This window comes from Streptomyces bungoensis (genome assembly GCF_001514215.1).
GTDB classification, from domain to species: domain Bacteria; phylum Actinomycetota; class Actinomycetes; order Streptomycetales; family Streptomycetaceae; genus Streptomyces; species Streptomyces bungoensis.
Map to the genome: position 1 here is coordinate 911,168 of NZ_KQ948851.1, position 24,585 is coordinate 935,752.

A 24,585-nucleotide genomic window follows, 5' to 3' on the forward strand; every position below is an offset into this window, starting at 1 on the left:
GAACGCGAGCTCCATGGATTCCTCCCGGAAACCGCCCGGGGGCAGTGCGTGCCGGGCGGGTACCCGGACCCCATGAACGAACACGACGAGCGGGGCACCACCATGACCGGAGTCGACCCCAGCCGGCTGGACGACCAGCAGCTCATGAAGGAGCTGGAGACGATCCACCGCACGCGCCACGACACCCTGCTGTACGGCTCGAACGACGCGCTGCGGGCCCACAACGAGCGCATGGCGCAGCTGGAGGGCGAGTACCTGCGCCGCAACCCGCGCCGCCTGGTCAGCGCGGGCCGCACCCGCGAGGGGGCGCGCGAACGCAGGTGCGGCGAGGCGGCGGCCCCGGGCGTCTCCGGCTCGTGAACCGGCCGCACCGCCCTCCGGACGCTCCGGACGCGGACGGGGCCGGCCCTCACGGACCGGCCCCGCACTCCCCGCGAACGACCAGGAAGGGGATCAGGCGGCGGACTGCGCGGTGAACACGTGCAGGAACGTGTCGCAGAACGCCTTCAGATCGTCCGGCTTACGGCTGGTCACCAGCTGGTTGGAGCCGTGGTCGCAGATCTTCACCTGCTCGTCCACCCAGGTGCCGCCCGCGTTGGTGATGTCCGTCCGCAGGCTCGGCCAGGACGTCAGCACCCGGCCGCGTACGACGTCGGCCTCCACCAGGGTCCACGGCGCGTGGCAGATCGCGGCCACCGGCCGCCCCTCGTCGAAGAACGACTTCACGAACGCGACGGCCTTCTCGTCCATCCGCAGGAAGTCCGGGTTGGCCACGCCACCGGGCAGCACCAGGCCGCCGAACGACCCGGCCGACGCCTCGCCCACCACCTCGTCCACGGGGAACGTGTCCGCCTTGTCCAGATGGTTGAACGCCTGGATCTCCCCGGACTGCGTCGACACCAGCACCGGCTCGTGCCCGGCGTCGGAGGCCGCCTTCCACGGCTCGGTCAGCTCCACCTGCTCGACGCCCTCGGGGGCCACCAGAAACGCGATGCGCATGGTTCCTCACTCTCCTTCGGCAAGTTCCGCGAGTTCCGCGAGCTCTTCGGGTTCCGCGTGTCCGGGATGCGTATGCGTGCCGGCGCAACGTTGCGGCCGCGCGCCGGCAGCGCAGCAGCTCCTCGCCGTACGGCAGCAGCACGCACGCGCCGGTCCCGAGGCCGGTCCCCGCCAGGTAGCGGGCCGACAGCGGCCGCCGCCGGCGCACCAGGCGCCAGGCGCCAGGCGTCGGGATCGCCGCGCCCGCCGAACGACGGCGACTCCAGGAAACTGTGGATGTGCTGCTCCAGCGGCTTGACCTCCCGGTCGCTGTCCACGGCCGTCCGCACGTCCCACAGCGCGGTCGGCAGGCCGACCTCGGCCGTCATCAGCGCGTGGATCAGGGACTCCCTGGTCCCGGACGTCTCCTCGATCCGGGTGCTCCGGTGCATCACCCAGTCGGCCGGCCCCGGCAGGAACCAGCCCGGCAGCAGCCCGCACAGCAGGAACCGCGTGGTGGCGTCCCCGACGTCGACGGTGGCGCCACTCGCGGCGATCTCCGTGGCCCGGTCACGGCTCATGCGCCGCGCACCAGGTCCTCGGCCAGCTGCTGCAGGGTGTCGTAACGGTTCGCGTGCGGCAGGTCGCCCACCGCGTCGATCAGCGCCCCGGGCGCGTTGCTCCGCCGCAGGGCCCGGGCCAGCTCGCCGGCTTTCGCGGGGAAGCTGTTGCGGCTCAGGTGCCGGGCCACCTCCAGCCGCACCCGCTCCAGCGACGCCGGGGATCCCAGTCCGCCCACCGGCCCGGTCGAGACCTCGGGGTCGTCGTCGGCCGCCGGCTCAGGATCGTGCCACTCCTCCACGCGCGTCGGGTGCCCCGACCGGAGCAGGCCCTTCAGCTCGTGCTTCATCTCGTCGTCCCGGTGGACGTTCAGCCGGTCACTGCCTCGCTGCATGTCTCCCTCCAGAGGGTCGAAGGTCCGCACCGCGTACCCGGCGTGCCCAGGGCGACACCGGTATCCGTGAACCGGAAGCCGGTTCGCGCCGGGGCCGGGCACCGGCTGTCCGCGCCGGACGGCTCGAAGTGCGCAGCCGCGTACCCGGATGGGCCGTCGCGTAACAGCCGGCGCGCGCCCCGTACGCCGATCGGGCGCGAGCCTCCGGACGACGAGCCGGAGGTGAGGAGGGAGCCTGCCGGGACCGGCCGTCCCGCCGGCGATCAGGCCGTGCGGAGGTCCTTCACCCGACGGAGCTTGCCGAGCGAGCGCTCCAGCGTCTCCGGCTCGACGATCGACACCTCCACGGTGACGCCGACCCCGTCCTTGACGCCTCGGGCGATCAGCCGCGCCGCGTCCTCGCGCTGCTCCGGCCCGGCGTCGGGACGGGTCTCCACGCGCACCGTCATGTGGTCCATCCGGCCACGCCGGCTGAGCTCGATCTGGAAGTGCGGCGCGACCCCCGGTGTGCGCAGGACGACCTCCTCGATCTGGCTGGGGAAGACGTTCACCCCCCGCAGGATGATCATGTCGTCGCAGCGGCCGGTGATCTTCTCGATACGGCGGAACGCCGGGCGCGCGGTCCCCGGCAGCAGCCGGGTCAGGTCGCGCGTGCGGTACCGGATGACCGGCAGCGCCTCCTTCGTCAGCGAGGTGAGGACCAGCTCGCCCGCCTCGCCGTCGGCCAGCACCTCGTCCGTGATCGGGTCGACGACCTCCGGGCGGAAGTGGTCCTCCCACACGTGCAGGCCGTCCTTGGTCTCCACGCACTCCTGGGCCACGCCCGGACCCATCACCTCGGACAGGCCGTAGATGTCCACGGCGTGGATGTCCATGCGCTCCTCGATCTCACGGCGCATCTCCTCCGTCCAGGGCTCGGCGCCGAAGATGCCGATCCGCAGGGACGTGGAGCGCGGGTCCACCCCCTGACGCTCGAACTCGTCGAGCAGGGTGAGCATGTAGGACGGGGTGACCATGATGATCTCGGGCTGGAAGTCCTGGATGATCTGCACCTGGCGTGCGGTCATGCCGCCCGAGGCCGGGATCACGGTGCAGCCGGCGCGCTCCGCGCCGTAGTGCGCTCCCAGTCCTCCGGTGAACAGGCCGTACCCGTAACTGATGTGCACCTTGTGGCCCGGGCGGCCGCCGGCGGCGCGGATGGAGCGGGCGACGAGGTCGGCCCAGGTGGAGAGGTCGTTGTCCGTGTAGCCGACGACGGTGGGGCGGCCCGTCGTACCGCTGGAGGCGTGGACGCGGCGCACCTCGGACATGGGGACGGCGAACATGCCGAAGGGGTAGGTGTCGCGCAGGTCGGCCTTGGTGGTGAACGGGAAGAGGGCCAGATCCCCGAGCGAACGGCAGTCCTCGGGCTTCACACCGGCCGCGTCGAACTTCCTGCGGTACAGCTCCACATGGTCGTAGGCGTGCCGCAGGGTGGACCGCAGACGGCGCAGCTGCACATCGAGCAGTTCCTCGCGCGTCAGGATCTCCGCGGGGTCCAGCAGGTCCGCCGGACAGGGCTCTCCGCGGCGCTCCCCGGCGCCCGGCGTGGTCTTCAGCTCGATGCTCATCGCGACTCCTTGGATGTGCTGCCCCTGAGGACGCGGCTGCGGCCACGGAACTCCGCGACCACTTCGTCACCGCGCGACACCGTGATGTCGTAGATGCCGCCGCGGCCGAACCGGGTGCGCTCCCGGGCGGTCGCCACCAGGACGTCACCCTCGTACGCCGGGGTCACGAAGTCGATGTCCGCTCCGGCCGCCACCGTCACCGGGCCGTGGCTGTTGCAGGCGCAGGCGAAGGCGGTGTCCGCGAAGAGGAAGAGATAGCCGCCATGGGCGATCCTGTGGCCGTTGACCATGGCGGGAGTGACGGTCATCCGCAGCACGGCGCTTCCCGCACCGTGCTCCAGCAGTTCGATGCCCAGTCGCCGGGAGGCCTCGTCCGCGGTGAACATCGCCTCGACCGGACCCTCCGCGCCGTCGGCGGCACATTTCGTTGTATCTACCATCTTGAATCCCGACCGACCATTCGGTTGCGTGCGGCACGGCCAAGTAATCCAGCAACGTGCAGGGCTGTCAATAGGTCCCTTCCGGGGGTGTCGGGCGGCCGGCCGCCCCCACTTCCGGAAAGCGGCATCCTCGTCCTATCATGTACCGAACGAACGGTCGGTAGGGATTGGTGGTAGGGATGACTCAGGCCGGGCCCCCGTCGGCGGACGATGCGCCGCCCGAACTCCAGAAGCACTTCGACGACACGATCGCGCGCGACCAGCGGATCGAGCCGCGCGACTGGATGCCGGACGGCTACCGCAGGACGCTGATCCGGCAGGTCGCCCAGCACGCGCACTCGGAGATCATCGGCATGCAGCCGGAGGGCGAGTGGATCACCCGCGCGCCGTCGCTGCGTCGCAAGGCGATCCTGTTCGCCAAGGTCCAGGACGAGGCCGGGCACGGGCTCTACCTGTACTCGGCGGCCGAGACCCTGGGCGCCGAGCGCGCCGACCTCACCGAGCGGCTGATCGAGGGGCGCCAGAAGTACTCCTCGATCTTCAACTACCCGACCCTGTCCTTCGCGGACGTCGGCGTCATCGGCTGGTTCGTGGACGGCGCCGCCATCTGCAACCAGGTGCCGCTGTGCCGCAGCTCCTACGGGCCGTACGCGCGGGCCATGGTCCGCATCTGCAAGGAGGAGTCCTTCCACCAGCGGCAGGGCTACGAGCTGCTGATGACGATGATGCGCGGCACGGACGCCCAGCGGGAGATGGTCCAGGACGCGGTGAACCGCTGGTGGTGGCCCTCGCTGATGATGTTCGGCCCGCCCGACGACTCCTCGCCCAACTCGGCGCGGTCGATGGCCTGGAAGATCAAGCGGCACAGCAACGACGAACTGCGCCAGCGGTTCGTGGACATGACCGTGCCGCAGGCCGAGAAGCTCGGCGTCACCCTGCCCGACCCCGAACTGCGCTGGAACGAGGAGCGCGGGCGCCACGACTTCGGTACGCCCGACTGGGACGAGCTGATGCGGGTCATCAAGGGCGACGGGCCCTGCAACACCGAGCGGATCGAGCGGCGCCGGGCCGCTCACGAGGAAGGCGCCTGGGTGCGCGAGGCGGCCACCGCCCACGCCGCCAAGCAGGCGGCCCGCGCGAAGAAGGGAGCGGCGGCATGACCTCCGACAAGCACGGCTGGCCCCTGTACGAGGTGTTCGTGCGCGGCAAGCGCGGACTCAACCACGTCCACGTCGGATCGCTGCACGCCGCCGACGACACGATGGCCCTGACCCACGCGCGCGACCTGTACACCCGGCGCAACGAGGGCGTGAGCATCTGGGTGGTGCGCTCCGAGCACATCGCCGCCTCCACCCGCGACGAGAAGGACCCCTTCTTCGCGCCCAGCGCCGACAAGGTGTACCGGCACCCGACCTTCTACGACATCCCCGACGACGTCCCGCACATCTAGGAGCAGGGCATGAGTGACGACCACGTCTACATGTCCCTCGCCGAGGGACACGAGGACAACGCCCGGTGGGCCTACGGCACCGGCTTCGAGGACCCTCTGCACGGCGTCAGCACGGCTGTGCCGGATGGCGTGGACCGCGCCGAACTGGCCGAACTGTGCCTGGCGCTGGCCGACGACGCCCTGGTCAGCGCCCAGCGCCTGGGCGAGTGGACCACCCGCGCACCAGAGCTGGAGGAGGAGGTGGCGCTGGCCAACATCGGGCTCGACCTGCTCGGCCAGGCCCGCCTGCTGTACGCCCGCTGCGGCCAGGTCGACGGCACCGGACGCGGCGAGGACGCCTACGCCTACTTCCGCGACGCGGACGACTTCCGCAACGTGACCCTGGCCGAACTGCCCAACGGCGACTTCGCGTTCTCCATGGCGCGGCTGCTGGTCCTCGCCAGCTGGCGACTGGCCCACTTCGAGCTGCTCGCCGGCTCCGCCGACCCGGTGCTCGCCGCCATCGCCGCCAAGGGCGTGAAGGAACTCACCTACCACCGGCAGTACGCGGCCGAGTGGGTCGTCCGGCTCGGCGACGGCACCGAGGAGTCCCACCGGCGCATGCAGGCCGGCCTCGACCAAGTGGTCCCCTGCCTAGCCGAGTTGTCCGCGGCGCACGACGCCGGGGAGGCGGTCCTCGCCGTCCTCGCGCAGGTCACCGAGGCCGCGGGCCTGTCCCTGGCGGACGTACCCGCTGCGGCGGCCGGCGCCGGCCGCCGGGGCGAGCACACCGAGCACCTCGCCCCGCTGCTGGCGGAGCTGCAGAGCGTGGCCCGCGCCCACCCGGAGGCGACATGGTGACCGTCCTCACCGACGCCCGGCGCGCCCGGCACATCGCCGAGCAGGTGCCCGACCCCGAGCTGCCCATGCTCACCCTCGCCGACCTCGGGGTGCTGCGGGACGTGACCGTGGCCGCCGACGGCACGGTCGTCGCCGACCTCACGCCCACCTACTCCGGCTGCCCGGCCATGTCCGAGATGCGGGCCGAGGTGTCGGCGCGCCTGAGGGACGCGGGCTTCGAGCGGGTCGAGGTGCGCACGGTCCTGAACCCGCCGTGGACCACCGACTGGATCAGCCCCGAGGGCCGCCGCAAGCTCTCCGAGCACGGCATCGCCCCGCCCGGACCGGCCCCGCGCCCGGCGCCGGGCCCGGTGCCGCTGGTCCTGTCGGCCACCCGCAGCGCGGTGCCGTGCCCGCGCTGCGGCGCCGCGGACACGGAGGAGACCTCCCGTTTCGGCGCCACCTCCTGCAAGGCGCTGTGGCGCTGCCGCGCCTGCCGCGAACCGTTCGAGTACGTCAAGGAGATCTGATGGAGGACCTGCTGGCCCCCGCCGACCCGGCCCCCGCCCCGGTGCGGCGCGCACGCCGCCGCCCGGCTTTCCACACCCTGCGGGTCGCGGCCGTCGAGCGGCTGTGCGAGGACGCGGTCGCCGTCGGTTTCGACGTACCCGACGAGCTGGCGCAGGAGTTCGCCTTCGAGCCCGGCCAGTCGCTGACCCTGCGCCGCCAGGTCGATGGACGCGACGAGCGGCGCTCGTACTCGATCTGCTCCCCGGCCGGTTCCCGGCCCCGGATCGGCGTCCGGGTGGTCCCCGGCGGTCTGTTCTCCTCCTGGCTCGTGAACGAGGTCCAGCCGGGCGACACCGTCGAGGTGATGGGCCCGGTGGGTGCCTTCACCCCCGACCTGTCCGTGCCCGCGCACCACGTGCTCGTCGCGGCCGGCTCCGGCATCACGCCCATGGTCTCCATCGCCGAGTCGGTCCTCGCCGCCCACGAGGACTCCCGGGTCACCCTCTTCTACGGCAACCGGCGCACCGACTCGGTGATGTTCGCCGACGAACTGGCCGACCTGAAGGACCTCCACCCGGCCCGGTTCCAGCTCGCGCACGTGCTGTCCCGCGAACCGCGGGAGGCCGAACTGCTGAGCGGCCGCCTGGACGCCGACCGGCTGGCCGCCCTCATCGACGGGCTGGTCGACGTCTCGGAGGCGGACCACTGGTGGCTGTGCGGCCCGCACGGCATGGTCCGCGACGCCCAGAAGGTGCTCGCCGGACTGGGTGTGCCGGACGACCGGGTCCACCAGGAGCTCTTCTTCGCCGGGGACGAGCCCGTCGCGACCGTGCGCCACGAGGAACCGCGCGCCGACGGGCCGGTCAGCCAGGTCACCGTCGTCCTGGACGGCCGTTCCACCACCTCCGCGCTCTCCCGCGAGGCCACCCTCCTCGACTCCGCGTCCCGGGTCCGCCCCGACCTGCCCTTCGCCTGCAAGGGCGGCGTCTGCGGCACCTGCCGCGCCCACATCACCGAGGGCGAGGCGGACATGCGCCGCAACTACGCCCTGGAACCGGCCGAGGTGGACGCCGGCTACGTGCTCACCTGCCAGAGCTACCCGGTGTCCGACACCCTGACGGTCGACTACGACAGCTGAGGAGCGTTCGGAACCCTTCACCGCTCCTTGTCGTGGCCGGGCAGGAACTCCTGCACCTTCGCCTTCAGCCCCTGCTTGATCATGGAGCCGCGGTCGGCGTCGCCCTTGAGGATCGACGCGGCCGTCGCCTCCATCTGCTCCCAGCTCGCGTGCGGCGGGATCGGCGGTACGGCGGCGTCGGTGAGGAACTCGACCAGGGCCGGCCCGTCGGACTCCAGGGCCGTCCGCCAGCCCGCCTCGACGTCCTCGGGCTTCTCCACCCGCACGCCGGTCAGGCCCAGGGAGCGGGCGAACGCCGCGTACTGCACGTCCGGCAGCTCCTGCGACGGCAGGAACGACGGGGAGCCCTGCATCGCGCGCATCTCCCAGGTCACCTGGTTCAGATCGCGGTTGTTCCACACGCCGACCACCAGCCGCGGATCGGACCAGCGGTCCCGGTACTTGGCAGCGGTGATCATCTCCGCCAGCCCGTTCATCTGCATCCCGCCGTCGCCGACGAGCGCGACCACCGGCCGGTCCGGATGCGCGAACTTGGCCCCGATCGCGTACGGCACGCCCGGGCCCATCGTCGCCAGCGTGCCCGACAGCGAGCCGCGCATGCCGGGCCGCATGGTGATGTGCCGGGCGTACCAGTTCGCCACGGAACCGGAGTCCGAGGTCAGGATCGCGTTGTCCGGCAGCAGCGGGTCCAGGGCCCGGGCGACGTACTCGGGGTTGATCGGGTCCGCCGACTGGGCGGCCCGCCGCTCCATCGTCTCGTGCCAGCGCCGCACGTTGGCGCACACGGTGTCGTACCACTCGCGCCCGCCCCGGTCGGACTCGAGCAGCGGGATCAGCCGCCGCAGGGCCGCCGCGGCGTCGCCGACGAGGTTCACCGCGTACGGGTAGCGCATGCCGACCATGTGCGGGTCGATGTCGATCTGCACCCCGCGCGCCTTGCCGAACTCCGGCATGAACTGCGTGTACGGGAAGGAGGAACCGATCGTCAGCAGCGTGTCGCAGTCCCGCATCAGCTCGTACGAGGGCCTGCTGCCCAGCAGCCCGATCGGCCCGGTGACGTACGGCAGCTCGTCGCTGAGCACGTCCTTGCCGAGCAGCGCCTTCGCGACACCCGCGCCGAGCAGCTCGGCGATCTCCCGCACCTCCGCGGCCGCGCCCGCGGCGCCCTGGCCGATCAGGATCGCCGGCTTGTCGCCCGCGTTCAGCACGTCCGCCGCCCGGCGCAGCGCCTCGTCCGACGGGATCGCGGTGCAGTCGCTCATCCCCAGGCTGGAGGGGACCATCTTGAAGTCGTGCGTCGGCGGCGAGTAGTCCAGCTCCTGCACGTCGGCGGGGATGATCAGCGCGGTGGGGGAGCGCCGGGCGTACGCGGTGCGGATCGCCCGGTCCAGCACGTTCGGCAGCTGCTCCGGCACCGTCACCGTCTCGACGAAGTCCGAGGCGACGTCCTTGTACAGCGTGTGGAGGTCGACCTCCTGCTGGTACGAGCCGCCCATCGCGGTGCGGTTGGTCTGGCCGACGATCGCCAGTACCGGCACATGGTCCAGCTTGGCGTCGTACAGGCCGTTGAGCAGGTGGATCGCGCCGGGTCCCGAGGTCGCCACGCACACGCCGAGCCTGCCGCTGAACTTGGCGTACCCGACCGCCTCGAACGCGGACATCTCCTCGTGCCGGGACTGGATGAAGCGCGGCCGGTCCTCGGCCCGGCCCCAGGCCGCGAGCAGCCCGTTGATGCCGTCACCGGGATAGCCGAAGACCTGCTCGACACCCCAGGCGCGCAGGCGCTCGAGAATCTGGTCGGCGACCTTGGTGCTCATGGAGAAAGACCTCCCCGGCGCGATACGAAGCGGATCCGGTCAGCTGTCTCCGAGTGACCTGCGCCGGGGACGGAAAACCTGCGCGGGCACGGCCACCGGGCCGCCGTCGCGTCTTTCGGCCGGTCGCGTCCTTCGGCCCGGTTCACCCGCCCGGCGGTGCGTGTCCCGCGAATGGGGCACGGCCGCGCGCGGTGCGGGGGCGGGCGGGCTGTGATGGCGGGGAGGACACGAGCCGTGTCCGCCGACCGGCGGTCGGCCCCGTCCCGCGGACCGCCTGCCGCCACCGCCGTCACGCCGAGGAGCCCGTCCCATGAGCCGCACCGCCCGCGCCCTGCCCGCAGCCGCCGTCCTGGCCGCGGCCGCGCTCGTCATATCCGGGCCCGTCGCGTTCGCCCACCCCGGTGCCGGGGCGGGCCGGAACACCGTCCGCCCCGGCGGCACGCTCGCCGTGCCCGTGCCCTGCGACGCCCTCACCGGGGCGCTGCCCGGGATCCCGGGCGCCGCCGACGGGCAGCCGTGCGGCGCCGGGCAGGAGCCGGGCCAGGGACCGCAACTGGCGCCGGAGCACGACCAGATGCTCGATCCGCCCGAGGCGGCGGGGGAGACGGGGCAGGCGCCGCAGTCGGCGCGGGAGCCGTCCGGGCAGGGGCAGCCGCCGGGCCCGTCGCAGCAGCCCGGCGCGGGGCAGCACACCGGCCAGGGGCAGGGGCAGGGGCAGGGACTCGGGCAGGGACAGCAGTCCGGCCAGGGCCAGGGCCAGGGCCAGGGGCAGGGTAAGGGCCAAGGCCAAGGCCAGGACGAGGGCGGCCGGCAGTGCGCCGAGGGCTCGCACGGCTGTTCCGGTGGGTCCGGCGGGACCGGGCAGTGCCATGACGGGCAGAAGTGCCCCGCAGGCGACGGGGACGACGACTCCGGGCAGTGCCGGGACGGCGGCGGCCGGTGTCACGGTTCCGGACAGGAGTGCGGGGCCGCGCAGGGCGCCTCTTGCCCCGGCGGTCACACCTGCCGCGGGTCCCGGGACGACGACTGCGGGCCGCCGGCCGTGCAGGGCGGCGTCCAGGCCGGGCAGGGCGGCACCTTCACCGACTCGGTCCCCGCGCTGGCCGCCGGCGGTGCGCTGATCGCCGCCGCCTGCGGAGGCGCCGGGTACCGACTCCACGGGCGCCGGCCCCGCAGGCGGGTGAGCGGCTGACGCGGCCCCGGACCGGCTGTGAACGGCACCACTCGGGCCACCGGCCATGGCGGGCCGTCCGGCGGGTACACACCACCCCGGGAGCCTCACGGGCGGGCACCGTGCGCGCCGACCGCGCGCCCGGCACCACCGGAGCGGCCGGCGAGGCGGGCACCGCCCGACGGGAACGGCACACGGCACCACGGACTGCGCGGAGGCGGACATGCGGCGGACGGACCCGGAAGGCCACGGCCCCGTCCGCTACGGGCCGCCGCTGCCCGGCGACGGCCTCCCCGTCCTCCCGGAACTCGCCGCCCACCTGGCCGCCGCCGCGAGCCGCGCCGAGCCCCAGCCCGTGGGCGGCACGCCGGCCCTGCTGGAGGCGGCCTGCGGCTACTGGACCCGGCGCGGACTGCCCTGCGTCCCCGACCGGGTGGCCGCGGGCCCCGGCGCCCCCGCCCTGCTGCTCGCCCTGACCGCCGCGCTCGCCACGGACGGCGGCGACGTGCTCGTACCCCGCCCGTGCGCCGTCTGGTGGGCGCCCTACGCCCGGCTGCTCGGCAGACCCGTCTACCACGTGCCGACGCAGGCCGAGAGCGGCGGCGTCCCCGACCCGTACGCCCTGCTGGAGACCGTGCGCCGGGTCCGGGCCGAAGGCGGTGATCCCCGGCTGCTGGTGCTGTCCGTCGCCGACGACCCCACCGCCACCGTCGCCCCGCCCGAACTGCTGCACGAGACCCTCGAGGCGGCCACCGCCGAGGGCCTCCACCTGGTCAGCGACGAGACCTGGCGCGACACCGTGCACGACCCGCACGGGACCGTGCTGCTCAGCCCGGCCGAGATGCTGCCCGACCGGGTCACCGTCGTCACCGACCTGGCGGGCGCCCTGCTGCCGGCCGGGTGGCCCGCCGCCGTCGCCCGTTTCCCGTCCGGCGGGACCGGGGAGCGGCTGCACGCGCGCGTGCTCGACATCCTGACCGCGCTCGACGCCCGCATCGCCGCCCCGGTCGCCGCCGCGGCCGGGTACGCGCTCGACGAACCCGAACCCGTCACCGAGCGCCGCGAGGCCGCCGTACGCCTGCACGCGCGCGTGGCCGCCGCCGTGCACGCCGCGGTCGTCGGCGCCGGCGCCCTCGCCCGGCCCCCGCAGGCCGGCCGCCACCTGTACGCCGACCTCGGCCCGCTGCGCGAAGCGCTCGCCGCACGGGGCGTCGGCGACGCCCAGGAACTGGAGGACCACCTCGGCGCCCGGCTCGGCATGCCCGCGCCCGGCGGCCACCGCTTCGGCGACGACCTCGCGGCGCTGCGCGTCCGGCTGTCCACGGGCGCCCTGCTGGGCGGCGCGGACGAGGAGCGCACGGAATCCCTCACGTCACCCTCGCCGTTGGAACTGCCGCACGTGCACCGCGCGTTGGTGTCCTTGAGGTCGGTCTTCGACGATCTCCGCGACGACGCTCAGCGATGGGAGTCTCCTCGATGACGCAGCAGACGCACGAGCCCGGATCCGCCGCCGCGCCCACCGCCCCGACCACCGCCGCGCTCACCGCCACGTCCGCCACCGCGGCCGGCGCCCCGGCCGCCCGGGACCCCCGTGCCGCCCCCAGCCCGCCGCTGGCCGAGCCCCGCCGGCTCGGCGAACACCGGGTGTGGCCGCGGACGTTCCACGACCGGCTCACCGCGCCCCTGCCCGGCTTCAAGGCGCTCGCCCGGTTCGCCCGCGAGGGCGCCGTGCGCCCCGGCCCGGAAGGCCTCGCCGACGTCTCCCGGCTGCCGTACGAGCCCGGACCGCTGCCCCGCGTCAATGCCCGCACCCTCGCCGTCACCTGGGCGGGGCACGCCAGTTGGGTGGTCCGGGCCGGCGGCCTGACCGTCCTGACCGACCCCGTCTGGTCCCGCCGCATCCTCGGCACCCCGGCCCGGATCACGCCCGTCGGCGTCGCCTGGGAGGACCTGCCGCGCGTCGACGCGGTCGTCATCAGCCACAACCACTACGACCACCTGGACGCGCCCACGCTGCGCCGACTCCCGCGCGACACACCGGTGTTCGTGCCCGCCGGGCTCGGCCGCTGGTTCCGGCGGCGCGAGTTCACCCGCATCACCGAGCTGGACTGGTGGGAGGGCGCCGAACTGTCCGGCGTGCGCTTCGACTTCGTGCCCGCCCACCACTGGTCCAAGCGCACCCTCACCGACACCTGCCACAGCCTCTGGGGCGGCTGGGTCCTCACCGCTCCCGACGGGCAGCGCCTCTACTTCGCCGGTGACACCGGCTACGGCCACTGGTTCTCCCGCATCGGCCGCCGCTACCCCGGCATCGACCTCGCCCTCATGCCCATCGGCGCCTACGACCCCCGCTGGTGGCTCAGCGACGTCCACTGCGACCCGGAGGAGGCCGTCCAGGCCACCCTGGACCTGGGCGCGCGCAGGATGGCGCCGATGCACTGGGGCACGTTCATCCTGTCGGCCGAGCCCGTCCTGGAACCGCTGACCCGGGTGCGGGCGGCCTGGGAGAAGGCGGGGCTGGACAGCGACGACCTGTGGGACCTCCCGGTGGGCGCGTCGAGGGTGCTGGACTGAACCGGGCGCCCCGCCCACGGGCGGGCCGTCACCGCATCCGCCGCACCAGACCCGGTACGACGCTGATCAGGACCGTCAGCCCCACCGCCACGAGCACGCCCTCCCACGGCTCCGGGAACAGGGAACCGCCCAGGATCCCGATCATCTGGTACGTCGCCGCCCACGCCAGGCACGCCGGGAAGTTGCCCCGGGAGAACCGCCGCAGCGGCCACTCGGCCAGCAGACAGGCCAGCATCACCGGTATCCGCCCCGCGGGCACCAGCCGGGACAGCACCAGCACGGCGACGTTGTGGTCCGCCAGCTTCCCCTGCGCCTGCTCCAGCCGCTCCTGAGGTGCCCGGGAGCGGATCGCCTCCAGCCAGCGCGAGCCGTTCTTCGACCGCAGCCCGCGCCGCCCCAGCCAGTACAGCGCCGCGTCCCCGAGGAAGGCCGCCGCGGACGCGGTCACGAACACCAGCGCCAGCGAGAACGGCGCCGTCTGATGGAACGCCACCACCGCCGCCGTACTCACCAGCGCCCCGGTCGGCACCACCGGCACCAGCGCCCCGATCAGCACCAGGAGGAAGAGCGAGGGACAGCCCAGCGCCTGCTGCGTGGACGCCGCCGGCAGGCTCCGCACCGACGCGGCGGCCAGCGCGGCCGCCTCCGGGAGCCATCTCACCGCGCGACCTCCGGCCGTATGCTCTCGCCGTGCCGCAGCCGGTGCACGGCCACCCGCGGCGCGGCCACCGCCGCCAGGCGGACGAACTCGTCGCCGGGCGCGTGGAACTCGTGGGGGCGGACGGCGTCCATGCCGATCGGCCAGTACGTCCCGTAGTGCACCGGCACCGCAGCGCGCGGCGCCAGCCGGGCCAGCGCCCGGGCCGCCCGCCCGGCGTCCAGATGGCCCTCCCCGAGGTACGGGCCCCAGCCGCCCACCGGCAGCAGCGCCACGTCCACCGGCCCGACCTGCTCGGCCATGCCGTCGAACAGGCCCGTGTCGCCCGCGAAGTAGGTGCGCGCCTCCCCCTCGACGACGTACCCGAGGGCGGGGGAGCGGTGCGGGCCGACCGGCAGCCGCCGCCCGTCGTGCAGCGCGGGCACCACCCGGACCGCGACGTCCCCGACCCGCACCCGGTCCCCGGGGGCCACCTCGGTGATCTCCAGGTGCCGCAGCCGGCGCAGCCCGGGTACCGCCCGGAGCGCGCCCCGGGGCACGACCAGGCGCGTGCCCGGCGCGAGGGCGCGCAGCGAGGGCAGGTGCAGGTGGTCGGCGTGCAGGTGCGAGACGAGCGCCAGGTCCGCGCGGTGGGCCTCGGCAGGGGGTGTCGCGCCCCGCCGCCGGCGCAGGTGCGCCAGCCTGCGGGCGAACAGCGGATCGGTCAGCACGCGTACGTTCGAGTCCTCCAGCGTGCAGGTGGCGTGACCCCACCAGGTGATCTCCACCGGTACTCCTTCGCCTCCTTCACGCGACTCCCCCGAAGCCTACGGGCAGGAGTAGGGTCTGCGACGAAACCCGGAGGTGAGGGGGACGCCATGGGACAGCTGCGGGGTGCCTCCGGCGGGCTCGCGCCGGTACGGGTGACCGCCATCGCGAGTCTGACACCTCTCGAGGAGCTGGAGGCCGAGCCCTTCCTGGTGGACTCCCGCAGCCAGCACGCCATGTGCGCGAAGTGGGCCGCCGAGCGCGGCTACGTCGTCGCGCGGGAACTCCTCGTCGGTGGCCTGCGGTTCGACCACTGCGCGCTGTGGGACGGGGTCCGGCCGGGCGTCGACGTGTTCGTGGCCCCGAGCCTGCGGGTGCTCGAACGCGCCCTGTCCTCGGTGGAGGAGTTCACCGCCGAGTGCGCGCGGCGCGGAGTCCGCGTGGAGACGGTGGGGCGCGCCGAGCCGTCGTACGACGCGCAGATGAAGGCCCGGGTCCACCGTCGGCTGTCCATGCCGACCGCCGGCTACGACGGCCGCTGACCGCCTCCGGCGGATCGGCGCCACGGAGCCGCGGTCCGGCGCCACCGGTACGCGCGGTCCGGCACCGCCGGTACGCGTCGCGGCGGTCGCCCGCCACCGCGACGGGCCGGGAGGAGCGGCCGGAGCAGCGGCCGGCAGGGCCGGGCGCATGGGGGCCGGCCGAGGCGTGAAGCGTCCGATGGCGAGTGGGCCGCGCGGCGCGTGGGGTGCGAGGGGGCGGGCAAGCCGACCGCGTCCGCCAGGCCGATCGGGCCGTATGACAAGGTGATGGGCGGCCCGCGACGCGAGCGGGTCGGGACGCGAGGTGTGCGGGGCGTGGTGGACGTGCGGTGGCGGCGGGTGGCCCTCCAGATCGGCCGGAGCGTCACGGTGTGGGCGGTCTCCACGGTCACCATGCTGCTGCTCGCCGGCCTCCTGCCCGACTTCCGGCTCCAGTCCCCGAACGGCGACAGCGCCACCCGCATAGCCGTCACCGCGGCCTGCGGCGCCGGGGCCTTCGGCGTGCTGTCGGCCGTGGTGTGGCCGGTCCTGGTCCGGCTGCTGCTGCTCGTCCCCGCCCTCGTGCTCGGCCTGCTGGTCTTCTTCCTCAACGGCTCCCTGCTGCTGCTCGCCCTGCGCGTCAACCCGTCCGGCCGGCCCGAAGCCGCCCCGGAGACCGCGGTCATCGTGGCCGCCGTGATGTCCGCCGTCGCCTCCGCCACCGGCGCCACCCTCGCCGTGCGCGACGACGACGCCTACCGCCGCCGCCTGCTCCGGCTCGCCGACCGCCGCCGAAGATCCGTACCGCCCTGTCCGGACACGCCCGGCCTGGTCTGCGTCCAGCTCGACGGCGTCGGCCACGACGTCCTCACCGCGGCCGTCCGCAAGGGCCTCATGCCGACCGTGGCCCGCTGGCTGGCGACGGCCGACGGCATGCGGCCGACCCACCGGCTCACCCCCTGGCGGACCGACTGGTCCAGCCAGACCGGCGCCAGCCAGCTCGGCATCCTGCACGGCAGCACCTTCGACGTGCCCGCCTTCCGCTGGTACGAGAAGGACCGCGGCGAGGTCATGGTGTGCAACCGGCCGACGAGCGCCGCCGAACTGCAGCGCCGCGCCACCGCCCGCACGGGCGACGGCGGACTGCTCGCCGTCGACGGCGCCAGCCGCGGCAACCTGTTCAGCGGCGGCGCCGGCGAACAGGCCCTCGTGCTGTCCATCGCCACCCGCCGCCGCGGCCGGGAGAACCGCTCCCGGGCCGGCTACTTCGCCTACTTCTCCGACCCCGCCAACGCGGTGCGCACCGCCCTGTCCTTCATGGCCGAGGTCGTCCGCGAGATCGTCCAGTCCGTCCGCGCCCGCCTGCGCGGGCAGCGGCCCCGCGTCGGCCGCGGCGGCCTCTACCCGCTTGTGCGCGCCTTCGCCACCGTCGTCGAACGGGACGTCGTCGTCACCGCCGTGATGGGCGACCTGCTCGCCGGCCGCGCCGCCGTCTACGCCGACCTCGTCGCCTACGACGAGGTCGCCCACCACTCCGGGCCGCACAGCCGGGACGCCGAGCAGGTCCTGCGGCGCCTCGACCGGTCGATCGCCCTCATCGAGAAGGCCGCCGAGCACGCCCCGCGCCCCTACCACCTGGTCGTCCTGTCCGACCACGGCCAGAGCCCCGGTGAGACCTTCCGCGCCCGTTACGGCCTCACCCTCGCCGACCTCGTCCGGGCCGGCTGCGGACTGCCCGTGCCGCGCCGGGCGGAGCGGACCCGCAGCGGCGCCGAGGCCCGCGCCGCGGTCCGGGCGGCTCTCGGCCGCCCCGTCGACGAGAGCCCGCCGCGCGACTCGGAGCCGATCGTGCTGGCCTCCGGCAACCTCGGCCTCATCTCCTTCCCGGACGTGCGCCACCGCATGACCAAGGAGGAGATCGACGCCCGCCACCCCGCCCTGCTCGGCACCCTCGCCAACCACCCCGGCATCGGTTTCCTGCTGGTGCGCAGCGAGCAGCACGACGGCGTGGTACTCGGCCCCCACGGCACCGAGATACCGCTGGCCCGGCTGGACGAGGAGCCCGGCCCGCTGGCCGCCTTCGGCCCCGGCGCCGCCGACGCGGTCCGCCGCACGCACGGCTTCCCGCACACCGCCGACATCATGGTCAACTCCTTCCACGACCCCGCCGACGGCGAAGTCCTCGCCTTCGAGGAGCAGATCGGCTCCCACGGCGGCCTCGGCGGCGCCCAGTCCCGCCCGTTCCTGCTCTCCCCGCTCACCCTGTCCCCGCCGGCCGGGGACGGCGCGGAGCCGGCCGGCGCCGAACACGTGCACCGCGTCCTGCGCGGCTGGCTCGACGAACTGCACGGACCGCAGGTGCCGCTCACCGCGGACGCGAGGGAGGAGGGCACGGAGGAGGGGGAGCGGGCCGCCTGACGGGAGGGCCGGGCGGTCGCCTCCCGTTCACCTCGCGTGGCCCGGTCTTCAGGGTGCGGCGCGCCCGGATGTGATCGGATGGGACGCGGAACCCGAACACTCGGACCCATGTGAAAGGAACAGCCGTGGCAACCACGCGCACCGCGCACACCGTCTGGGAAGGCAACCTGCTCGAGGGCAACGGCGTCGTCACCTTCGACTCCTCCGGCATCGGCCAGCAGCCGGTGTCGTGGCCGTCGCGCGCCGAGCAGGCGAACGGCAAGACCAGCCCGGAGGAGCTGATCGCCGCCGCCCACTCCAGCTGCTTCTCCATGGCCCTCTCGCACGGCCTGGCCGGCGCCGGCACCCCGCCCACCCGCCTGGAGACCAAGGCCGACGTCACCTTCCAGCCGGGTGAGGGCATCACCGGCATCCACCTCACCGTCCGCGGCGAGGTGCCCGGGCTGGACGCGGACACCTTCCGGTCCGCGGCCGAGGACGCGAAGAAGAACTGCCCGGTCAGCCAGGCCCTGACCGGCACCACCATCACCCTGACGGCCGAGCTGGCCTGACCCCGCCGCGCCGCACCGGTGCCGCGTTCCCGGCGAGGGGGCGCGGCACCGCCGTTTCCGGGGAACCCCTATAGGTGACAGCGCCGTACGCACGTTGTGTGCTGGGAGGGCGGCAGGCGCCCTGCGGGAAAGGGGACGGACCATGGCACGTGCGGTCGGGATCGATCTGGGAACGACAAACTCGGTGGTGGCCGTCCTGGAGGGCGGCGAGCCCACCGTCGTCGCCAACGCGGAGGGCGCGCGGACCACGCCCTCGGTGGTGGCGTTCGCGAAGAACGGCGACGTGCTGGTCGGCGAGGTCGCCAAGCGGCAGGCCGTGACGAACGTGGAGCGCACCGCGCGCTCGGTCAAGCGGCACATGGGCGACCCGGACTGGCGCTTCCCCGAGCACGGAACGGTCGACGGCACCCGTTTCCGGGCGCAGGAGCTGTCGGCCCGGGTGCTGCAGAAACTGAAGCGGGACGCGGAGGCCTACCTCGGCGAGGACGTCACGGACGCCGTGATCACCGTACCGGCGTACTTCGACGACACCCAGCGGCAGGCCACCAAGGAGGCCGGGGAGATCGCCGGCCTGAAGGTGCTGCGCATCATCAACGAGCCGACGGCCGCCGCCCTCGCCTACGGCCTGGACCGCGGCGAGGAGCAGACCGTGCTCGTCTTCGACCTCGGCGGCGGCACCTTCGACGTGTCCCTGCTGGAGATCGGCGACGGCGTCATCGAGGTGAAGGCCACCAACGGCGACACCCACCTCGGCGGCGACGACTGGGACCAGCGGATCGTGGACCACCTGGCCAAGCGGTTCAAGGGACAGCACGGCATCGACCTCAGCGGCGACAAGATGGCCGTGCAGCGGCTGAGGGAGGCCGCCGAGCGGGCCAAGATCGAACTGTCCTCGTCCTCGGAGACGTCGGTCAACCTGCCCTACATCACCGCCTCCGCCGAGGGCCCGCTGCACCTCGACGAGAAGCTGACCCGCGCCCAGTTCCAGGAGCTGACCGCCGACCTGCTCGACCGCTGCCGCACGCCCTTCCACCAGGCGGTGCGGGACGCCGGGGTGGAGCTGTCCGCGATCGACCACGTCATCCTGGTCGGCGGCTCCACCCGGATGCCCGCCGTCACCGACCTGGTCAAGGAGCTCACCGGCAAGGAGCCGCACAAGGGCGTCAACCCCGACGAGGTCGTCGCCGTCGGCGCGGCCCTGCAGGCCGGCGTCATCCGCGGCGACGTCAAGGACGTGCTGCTGCTGGACGTCACCCCGCTGTCCCTCGGCATCGAGACGAAGGGCGGCATCATGACCAAGCTGATCGAGCGCAACACCACGATCCCGACCCGCCGTTCGGAGATCTTCACCACCGCCACCGACAACCAGCCCTCGGTCGGCATCCAGGTCTACCAGGGCGAACGCGAGATCGCCGCCTACAACAAGAAGCTCGGCGTCTTCGACCTCACCGGCCTGCCGCCCGCCCCGCGCGGGGTCCCGCAGATCGAGGTGGCGTTCGACATCGACGCCAACGGGATCATGCACGTCTCCGCCAAGGACCTCGCCACGGGCCGGGAGCAGAAGATGACCGTCACCGGCGGCTCGGCCCTGCCCAAGGACGACATCGACCGCATGATGCGCGAGGCCGAGCAGTACGCCGAGGAGGACCGCAAGCGCCGCGAGGCCGCCGAGGCCCGCAACCAGGCCGAGCAGCTCGTCTACCAGACCGAGAGGTTCCTCCGCGACAACCGGGACCGCGTGCCCGCCGAGACCCGCACCGAGGTGGAGGCGGCGACCGCGGAGCTGAAGACGCTGCTGGAGCAGACCGATCCGGCGGCCGACCCGGCCGCCCTGCGCGGCGCCGCCGAGAAGCTCGCCACGGTCAGCCAGAAGATGGGCCAGGCCATGTACGCCCAGGCCCAGCCCTCGGCCTCCGGCGGGCCGGCCGGTGAGGAGAGCGGACCGGCCGGGCCGGAGGAGGAGGGCGTCGTGGACGCGGAGATCGTCGACGAGGACAGGGAGCAGAAGGGCGGCGCCGCCTGACGGGCGGCCTCCGCGCGGTCACAGGTTCTCGCGGTACTCCCGCAGGATCTTCTCGGTGCGCCGTGCCGAGGCCGACCGCGCCGTCATGTGGTCCAGCACCTCCAGGTGGGCGGCGACCTCCCGGCGCGAGTCCAGGTACAGCGCGCCGGTGAGGTACTCGGTGAACACCATGTCCGGCAGCTCCGGTTCGGCGAACCGGAACAGCGTGAACGGCGCGTACGTCCCCGGGTGCGGGCCCGCCGCGAACTCGGCGACCTGCAGCGTGACCCGGTCGCGAGCGGCGTACTCCAGCAGCTTGTCCAGCTGGTCGCGCATCACCTCGGGACGCTCGCTCACCGGACGCCTCAGCACCGTCTCGTCCATGATCACCCACAGGTGCGGCGGGTCGTCCCGCTCCAGCAGCCGCTGCCGCTCCATGCGCAGCGAGACATGCCGTTCGATCGCCTCCGGGCCGGCCTGCCCGATCGTCCCGGCCTCCATCACCGCGCGCGCGTACGCCTCGGTCTGCAGCAGGCCGGGCACGAAGTGCGGTTCGTAGGAGCGGAGGATCCGGGCGGCGCCCTCCAGGCTCACGTACAGGCTGAACCACTCGGGCAGCACGTCGTGGAACCGCTGCCACCAGCCCGGCTGGTTCGCCTCCTCGGCCAGCCGCACGAACGTGCCGGCCTCGTCCTCGGCCACCCCGTAGGTGGACAGCAGCACCTGCACGTAGGGGATCTTCAGCGCGACCTCGGCCATCTCCATCCGCCGCACGGTCGCCGACGCCACCCGCAGCACCCGGGCGGCCTCCTCCCGGCTCAGCCCCGCGGCCTCCCGCAGCTCCTGGAGCCGTTTGCCGAGCACCACCTGACCCACCGTGGGCGCAGCCCGCCGCTCACTCACGCCACGCCTCCCCTACGCACCGCCGATCTCTGCTGGCAGTGTGTCACGAGACCCGCCTGTCGCACACGTGGCCGGAAAGAACTGGGGCAACCAACGGATCGTCCCCACGCCGGCGGTCAGGACCGCGCGCCGCTCAGTGGTGCTGGCCGCGAGCGGCTACTACCTCGCCTACGGTCTGATGCAGCCCGTGTGGGGTGCGGCCAGCGACCGCTGGGGCCGGGTGCGGGTGATGAGGGTGTCCCTGACCGGCGCGGCGCTGGCGGCCCTGGCCTCGGCCCTCGCTCCCGACGCCCCCGCGCTGATCGGGGCCCGTGCCGTGGCCGGCGCGTTCTTCGCCGCTTCGATCGCCGCCTCCCTGACCCACGTGGGCGACACGGTGCCGGCCGCGACACGGCAACGCCCCCTCAGCGAGCTGATGACCGCCTTCGCGCTCGGCACCGCCGTGGCCACGGTCGTCGCCGGGGTGCCGGCGCACTACCTCAGCTGGCGCCTGGTGTTCGCCCGGCCCGGGGTCCTCGCCGCCTACCTGGCGGTGGCCCTGCGCCGCCTGCCCGAGCCCGACCGGGCCCGCTCCGGGTCGCTGCCGGCCCCCTTCCGCGTGGTCCCGTCCTCGCCGTGGCAGTGGTACGTCATGGCCGTGGCCCTGCTCGAAGGAGCCGTTCTGCTCGGATTCCTCACCTACCTGGCCCCGGCCCTCGAGGCGCACGGGATCCCCGCCACCCTGGCCGGCGCGGTCGCGGCCCTGTAAGGGGTCGGCTCCATGGCCGCGGCGCAGGTGGTCGAGCGGCTCGTCGGGCAGTGGTCCCCGGTGCGCCTGATCGTGACCGGCGGCGTCCAGATGGCCGCGGCCTCCCTGCTCGCCGGATACAGCCAGTTCACCGGGGCGCTCGTCGTCGTGGCACTGCTCCTCGGCGGCGGCTGGTCCTTCATGCACTCCACGATCCAGTCGTGGGCCACGGCGCTGTCCCCGACCGCCCGCGCCACGGGCGTGGCCCTGTTCGGCGTAGCGCTCTACGTGGGCAGCGCCCTCGCCGCCGCCACGGCCCAGGCGCACGCCTACCGGCCCCTGTTCTGGCTGGCGGCGCTGCTGACCGTGCCCCTGACCGTGGCCGCGGCCGTGGGACGGGCGCGCTGCCGTCCGGCGGACGCGGCGTAGCGGCGCCCTCGGTCAAGCCTCCATCGTCCGCAGGTACTTGACGGTCGCCGGGTCGGCGGGCAGGAACGTCTCGATGGCGAGTTCCGCGACGGTGACGTCCATCGGGGTGTTGAACGTGGAGATCGACGACACGAACGACAGGATCCGCCCCTCGTGCTCGATCCGCAGCGGCAGCGCGAAGTACGGCACGGGCGCGGCCGGTTCGCCGTCCGGCTCCTCCTCGGGCACCGGGTAGGCGGCCACCTCCTCGTACAGCGCGCGCAGCCGGTCCGAGCGGTACAGGGCCAGCTGCCGCTCCATCTGGGCCAGCAGGTGCCCCCGCCACTCGCGCAGGTTGCGGACGCGCGGCGCGAGACCCTCCGGATGCAGCGTCAGCCGCATCGCGTTCGGCGCCGGCGTCATCAGCTTCTCGGGGACCCCCTCCAGCAGCATGGCGACACCCCGGTTGGCGGCGACGACCGTGTATCCGGCGTCCACCACCAGCGCCGGGCACGGCTCGTAGCCCTGGATGAGCCGCTCCATGCCCTCGCGCAGCGCGTCCAGCGCCGGGTCGTCCAGCGGGGTCTCCGGATAGTGCGGGGCGTAACCGGCCGCCAGCAGCAGCGCGTTGCGCTCGCGCACCGGCACGTCCAGGTGCTCGGCCAGCCGCAGCACCATCTCCTCGCTGGGCCGGGACCGGCCGGTCTCGATGAAGCTGATGTGCCGCGCGGAGGAGTCGGCGCGCAGCGCGAGCTCCAGCTGCGAGACCCGCCGCCGCTCCCGCCAGGCGCGCAGCATCGGGCCGACGCCCCGGTCGGCGGGCACGGCGGCAGGGGCGGTGGCGGCGGTACCGGTCGCGACGATGGTCATGCCCACCACCGTAGTCAACGCCCCGTGGCGCGGGGCGGCGGCGTGCGCGGCGGCCCGGACGTGGGCAGGCTGAAGGGGTACCCGCGCCGTGCGCGTCGTGTGGAAGGGAGACCGGCCATGGCCGTCGAACCGCTGTCGCAGAAGGAGATCGAGGACCGGCTGGCCGAGCTGCCCGGCTGGTCGCTGGACGGGGACCGGCTCACCCGCTCCTACCGGCTCGGCTCGCACTTCGCCGCGACCGCGCTGGTCGTGCACATCGCGCGGATCCAGGACGAGCTGGACCACCACTCCGACCTCACCCTCGGCTACCACACCGTCTCCCTCGCCGTGCAGACCCACAGCGCGGGCGGCGCCGTCACCGAGAAGGACTTCGAACTCGCCCGCAGGGTGGAGGACATCGCCCCCGGCCACGGCACACACTGAGGGCGTGCTGGACTACGACAGGGAAGCCGACGCCTACGACAGCTCCCGCGGCGGCGAGCCCCGCGCCGAAGCGGCCGCCGCGGCCGTCCTCGGCCTGGTGCCCGACCGGCCGGGCCGGCTCCTCGACGTCGCCTGCGGCACCGGGATCGTCACCCGCCGCCTGGCCGCCGCCCGGCCCGGCCTGCGGGTCACCGGCGCCGACCTCTCCCCGGCGATGGCGCGCCGGGCCGCGGCCCGCCTGCCCGGCGCCGTCCTGCGCGCCGACTGCCGCCGCCTGCCCTGCGCGGACGCGGTCCTCGACGCGGTCACCAGCATCTGGCTGCTGCACCTGCTGACCGACCCCGCCGACGTCCGGGCCGTCGTCGCCGAGTGCGCCCGGGTCCTGCGGCCCGGCGGGGTGTACGTCACCACCGTCGACAAGGCCGCCGCGCACGACGTCGGCAGCGACATCGACGCCGTCCTCGCCCCGCGCCCGCGCCGCCCCGCCCGGGACGCCGCGGACGCCGTCACCGCCCATGCCGCGGGCCAGGGACTGGTCCCGGTCGGGCAGGCCTCCTTCCGCGGCCTCGGGCAGGGCCGCAGTCCCCGCGACACCGTCGCCGACCTGCGCCGCGGCTGGTTCACCATGCTGCCGCCCGGCGACCCGCGCACCGAGGAGCTCGCCGCCCGCCTGGCCCGCCTCCCCGACCAGGACCGGCGCCGCCCCGACCCGGTCTTCCGGCTCCGCGCCTACCGCAAGCCCGCGCCCGGCGCGTGACGCGGGCGCGGGCCGCCCCGTCCGGCCGCGCGTGAGGGCCGACCGGCCCAAGCGGGACCCCTCACCCACGGGCAAGCTGGAGGAGCGGAGTGGTACCGGCACCGCCCGGCAGCCACCGCGGCGGACCGACTGAAGAGG

At 74.1% G+C, this 24,585-nt stretch carries 27 protein-coding genes; 16 read left to right on the top strand and 11 right to left on the bottom strand.

The genetic code is table 11. From position 1 onward, the window contains the following. Positions 1-72: 72 nt before the first annotated feature. Positions 73-360 (top strand): DUF6158 family protein, encoded by a 288-nt coding sequence (locus AQJ66_RS03790; protein WP_061916267.1) that lies wholly within the window; start codon positions 73-75, stop codon positions 358-360. Positions 361-453: 93 nt separating this feature from the next. Here AQJ66_RS03790 and AQJ66_RS03795 read toward each other — a convergent pair whose 3' ends face one another. The 5 genes from AQJ66_RS03795 to paaI form a co-directional block, all read right to left on the bottom strand. After that, the gene (locus AQJ66_RS03795; RefSeq protein WP_061916270.1) at positions 454-999 is read right to left on the bottom strand and encodes a type 1 glutamine amidotransferase domain-containing protein; all 546 of its coding nucleotides are present in this window, start codon (positions 997-999) and stop codon (positions 454-456) included. Beyond that, positions 948-1,559 (bottom strand): hypothetical protein, encoded by a 612-nt coding sequence (locus tag AQJ66_RS03800; protein WP_063804001.1) that lies wholly within the window; start codon positions 1,557-1,559, stop codon positions 948-950. The genes AQJ66_RS03795 and AQJ66_RS03800 overlap by 52 nt, the downstream gene beginning before the upstream one ends. Beyond that, positions 1,556-1,933: a DUF2795 domain-containing protein gene (locus tag AQJ66_RS03805; protein ID WP_061916273.1), complete on the bottom strand. Its 378-nt coding sequence runs from the start codon at positions 1,931-1,933 to the stop codon at positions 1,556-1,558. Before AQJ66_RS03805 ends, AQJ66_RS03800 begins: the two co-directional genes overlap by 4 nt. Before the next feature lie 263 nt (positions 1,934-2,196). Next, positions 2,197-3,543 (bottom strand): phenylacetate--CoA ligase PaaK, encoded by a 1,347-nt coding sequence (paaK, locus tag AQJ66_RS03810; protein ID WP_061916276.1) that lies wholly within the window; start codon positions 3,541-3,543, stop codon positions 2,197-2,199. Continuing rightward, positions 3,540-3,983 (bottom strand): hydroxyphenylacetyl-CoA thioesterase PaaI, encoded by a 444-nt coding sequence (gene paaI, locus AQJ66_RS03815; RefSeq protein ID WP_061916279.1) that lies wholly within the window; start codon positions 3,981-3,983, stop codon positions 3,540-3,542. The genes paaK and paaI overlap by 4 nt, the downstream gene beginning before the upstream one ends. 179 nt (positions 3,984-4,162) lie before the next feature. Between paaI and paaA the strand changes: the two genes are divergently transcribed. The 5 genes from paaA to paaE are packed head-to-tail and all read left to right on the top strand — an operon-like array spanning position 4,163 to position 7,900. Beyond that, the gene (gene paaA, locus AQJ66_RS03820) at positions 4,163-5,143 is read left to right on the top strand and encodes a 1,2-phenylacetyl-CoA epoxidase subunit PaaA (protein WP_061916282.1); all 981 of its coding nucleotides are present in this window, start codon (positions 4,163-4,165) and stop codon (positions 5,141-5,143) included. Further along, on the top strand, positions 5,140-5,433 hold the full coding sequence (gene paaB / locus AQJ66_RS03825) for a 1,2-phenylacetyl-CoA epoxidase subunit PaaB (protein WP_061916285.1): 294 nt from the start codon (positions 5,140-5,142) through the stop codon (positions 5,431-5,433). The genes paaA and paaB overlap by 4 nt, the downstream gene beginning before the upstream one ends. A 9-nt stretch (positions 5,434-5,442) precedes the next feature. Further along, positions 5,443-6,273 (top strand): 1,2-phenylacetyl-CoA epoxidase subunit PaaC, encoded by an 831-nt coding sequence (paaC, locus tag AQJ66_RS03830; RefSeq protein WP_061916288.1) that lies wholly within the window; start codon positions 5,443-5,445, stop codon positions 6,271-6,273. Further along, positions 6,267-6,782, top strand: a complete 516-nt coding sequence (paaD, locus tag AQJ66_RS03835) for a 1,2-phenylacetyl-CoA epoxidase subunit PaaD (RefSeq protein WP_061916291.1) — start codon at positions 6,267-6,269, stop codon at positions 6,780-6,782. The genes paaC and paaD overlap by 7 nt, the downstream gene beginning before the upstream one ends. Further along, entirely contained in the window at positions 6,782-7,900 is a 1,119-nt protein-coding gene (paaE, locus tag AQJ66_RS03840; protein WP_208611270.1) for a 1,2-phenylacetyl-CoA epoxidase subunit PaaE, read from the top strand. Before paaD ends, paaE begins: the two co-directional genes overlap by 1 nt. 17 nt (positions 7,901-7,917) lie before the next feature. Here paaE and AQJ66_RS03845 read toward each other — a convergent pair whose 3' ends face one another. Next, positions 7,918-9,717, bottom strand: a complete 1,800-nt coding sequence (locus AQJ66_RS03845; RefSeq protein WP_061916294.1) for a thiamine pyrophosphate-requiring protein — start codon at positions 9,715-9,717, stop codon at positions 7,918-7,920. Between the two features lie 289 nt (positions 9,718-10,006). Further along, the gene (locus AQJ66_RS38750) at positions 10,007-10,876 is read right to left on the bottom strand and encodes a hypothetical protein (RefSeq protein WP_159052529.1); all 870 of its coding nucleotides are present in this window, start codon (positions 10,874-10,876) and stop codon (positions 10,007-10,009) included. Between the two features lie 235 nt (positions 10,877-11,111). On the opposite strand from AQJ66_RS38750, the gene AQJ66_RS03855 reads away from it, so the two are divergent. Together AQJ66_RS03855 and AQJ66_RS03860 are read left to right on the top strand one after the other, a co-directional pair. Further along, positions 11,112-12,368: an aminotransferase class I/II-fold pyridoxal phosphate-dependent enzyme gene (locus AQJ66_RS03855; RefSeq protein ID WP_061916300.1), complete on the top strand. Its 1,257-nt coding sequence runs from the start codon at positions 11,112-11,114 to the stop codon at positions 12,366-12,368. Then, positions 12,365-13,462 carry an MBL fold metallo-hydrolase gene (locus tag AQJ66_RS03860; RefSeq protein ID WP_061916303.1) on the top strand — a complete coding sequence of 366 codons (1,098 nt, stop codon included), beginning with the start codon at positions 12,365-12,367 and terminating at the stop codon, positions 13,460-13,462. The genes AQJ66_RS03855 and AQJ66_RS03860 overlap by 4 nt, the downstream gene beginning before the upstream one ends. A 28-nt stretch (positions 13,463-13,490) precedes the next feature. Here the strand turns inward: AQJ66_RS03860 and AQJ66_RS03865 are convergent, their stop codons facing one another. Together AQJ66_RS03865 and AQJ66_RS03870 are read right to left on the bottom strand one after the other, a co-directional pair. Next, the gene (locus AQJ66_RS03865) at positions 13,491-14,123 is read right to left on the bottom strand and encodes a DedA family protein (protein WP_425264256.1); all 633 of its coding nucleotides are present in this window, start codon (positions 14,121-14,123) and stop codon (positions 13,491-13,493) included. Then, a complete protein-coding gene (locus AQJ66_RS03870; protein WP_061916306.1) occupies positions 14,120-14,887 on the bottom strand; it encodes an MBL fold metallo-hydrolase in 768 nt (255 codons plus the stop codon). Before AQJ66_RS03870 ends, AQJ66_RS03865 begins: the two co-directional genes overlap by 4 nt. 90 nt (positions 14,888-14,977) lie before the next feature. Here AQJ66_RS03870 and AQJ66_RS03875 point away from each other — a divergent pair, with 90 nt between their 5' ends. From AQJ66_RS03875 to dnaK, 4 genes are all read left to right on the top strand, one after another. Then, entirely contained in the window at positions 14,978-15,409 is a 432-nt protein-coding gene (locus AQJ66_RS03875) for a hypothetical protein (protein WP_061916309.1), read from the top strand. A 267-nt stretch (positions 15,410-15,676) separates the two neighbouring features. Beyond that, positions 15,677-17,806 (top strand): phage holin family protein, encoded by a 2,130-nt coding sequence (locus AQJ66_RS03880; RefSeq protein ID WP_061916312.1) that lies wholly within the window; start codon positions 15,677-15,679, stop codon positions 17,804-17,806. 125 nt (positions 17,807-17,931) lie between these two features. Next, positions 17,932-18,357: an OsmC family protein gene (locus AQJ66_RS03885; protein ID WP_061916315.1), complete on the top strand. Its 426-nt coding sequence runs from the start codon at positions 17,932-17,934 to the stop codon at positions 18,355-18,357. A gap of 142 nt (positions 18,358-18,499) precedes the next feature. Further along, complete coding sequence (dnaK, locus tag AQJ66_RS03890; protein WP_061916318.1) at positions 18,500-20,380, top strand: molecular chaperone DnaK; 1,881 nt, start codon at positions 18,500-18,502, stop codon at positions 20,378-20,380. An 18-nt stretch (positions 20,381-20,398) separates the two neighbouring features. On the opposite strand, the gene AQJ66_RS03895 is transcribed toward dnaK, so the two are convergent. After that, the gene (locus AQJ66_RS03895) at positions 20,399-21,262 is read right to left on the bottom strand and encodes a helix-turn-helix domain-containing protein (protein ID WP_061916321.1); all 864 of its coding nucleotides are present in this window, start codon (positions 21,260-21,262) and stop codon (positions 20,399-20,401) included. 67 nt (positions 21,263-21,329) lie between these two features. Here AQJ66_RS03895 and AQJ66_RS03900 point away from each other — a divergent pair, with 67 nt between their 5' ends. Both AQJ66_RS03900 and AQJ66_RS03905 read left to right on the top strand, forming a co-directional pair. Continuing rightward, positions 21,330-22,010 (top strand): MFS transporter, encoded by a 681-nt coding sequence (locus AQJ66_RS03900; RefSeq protein ID WP_159052530.1) that lies wholly within the window; start codon positions 21,330-21,332, stop codon positions 22,008-22,010. Positions 22,011-22,022: 12 nt separating this feature from the next. Then, positions 22,023-22,418, top strand: a complete 396-nt coding sequence (locus tag AQJ66_RS03905; RefSeq protein WP_061916327.1) for an MFS transporter — start codon at positions 22,023-22,025, stop codon at positions 22,416-22,418. Between the two features lie 12 nt (positions 22,419-22,430). On the opposite strand, the gene AQJ66_RS03910 is transcribed toward AQJ66_RS03905, so the two are convergent. Continuing rightward, positions 22,431-23,267 carry a helix-turn-helix domain-containing protein gene (locus AQJ66_RS03910; RefSeq protein ID WP_061916330.1) on the bottom strand — a complete coding sequence of 279 codons (837 nt, stop codon included), beginning with the start codon at positions 23,265-23,267 and terminating at the stop codon, positions 22,431-22,433. Positions 23,268-23,384: 117 nt separating this feature from the next. Between AQJ66_RS03910 and AQJ66_RS03915 the strand changes: the two genes are divergently transcribed. Next, on the top strand, positions 23,385-23,690 hold the full coding sequence (locus AQJ66_RS03915) for a 4a-hydroxytetrahydrobiopterin dehydratase (protein ID WP_061916333.1): 306 nt from the start codon (positions 23,385-23,387) through the stop codon (positions 23,688-23,690). Between the two features lie 4 nt (positions 23,691-23,694). Then, a complete protein-coding gene (locus tag AQJ66_RS03920; RefSeq protein ID WP_061916337.1) occupies positions 23,695-24,447 on the top strand; it encodes a class I SAM-dependent methyltransferase in 753 nt (250 codons plus the stop codon). Positions 24,448-24,585 lie beyond the last annotated feature (138 nt).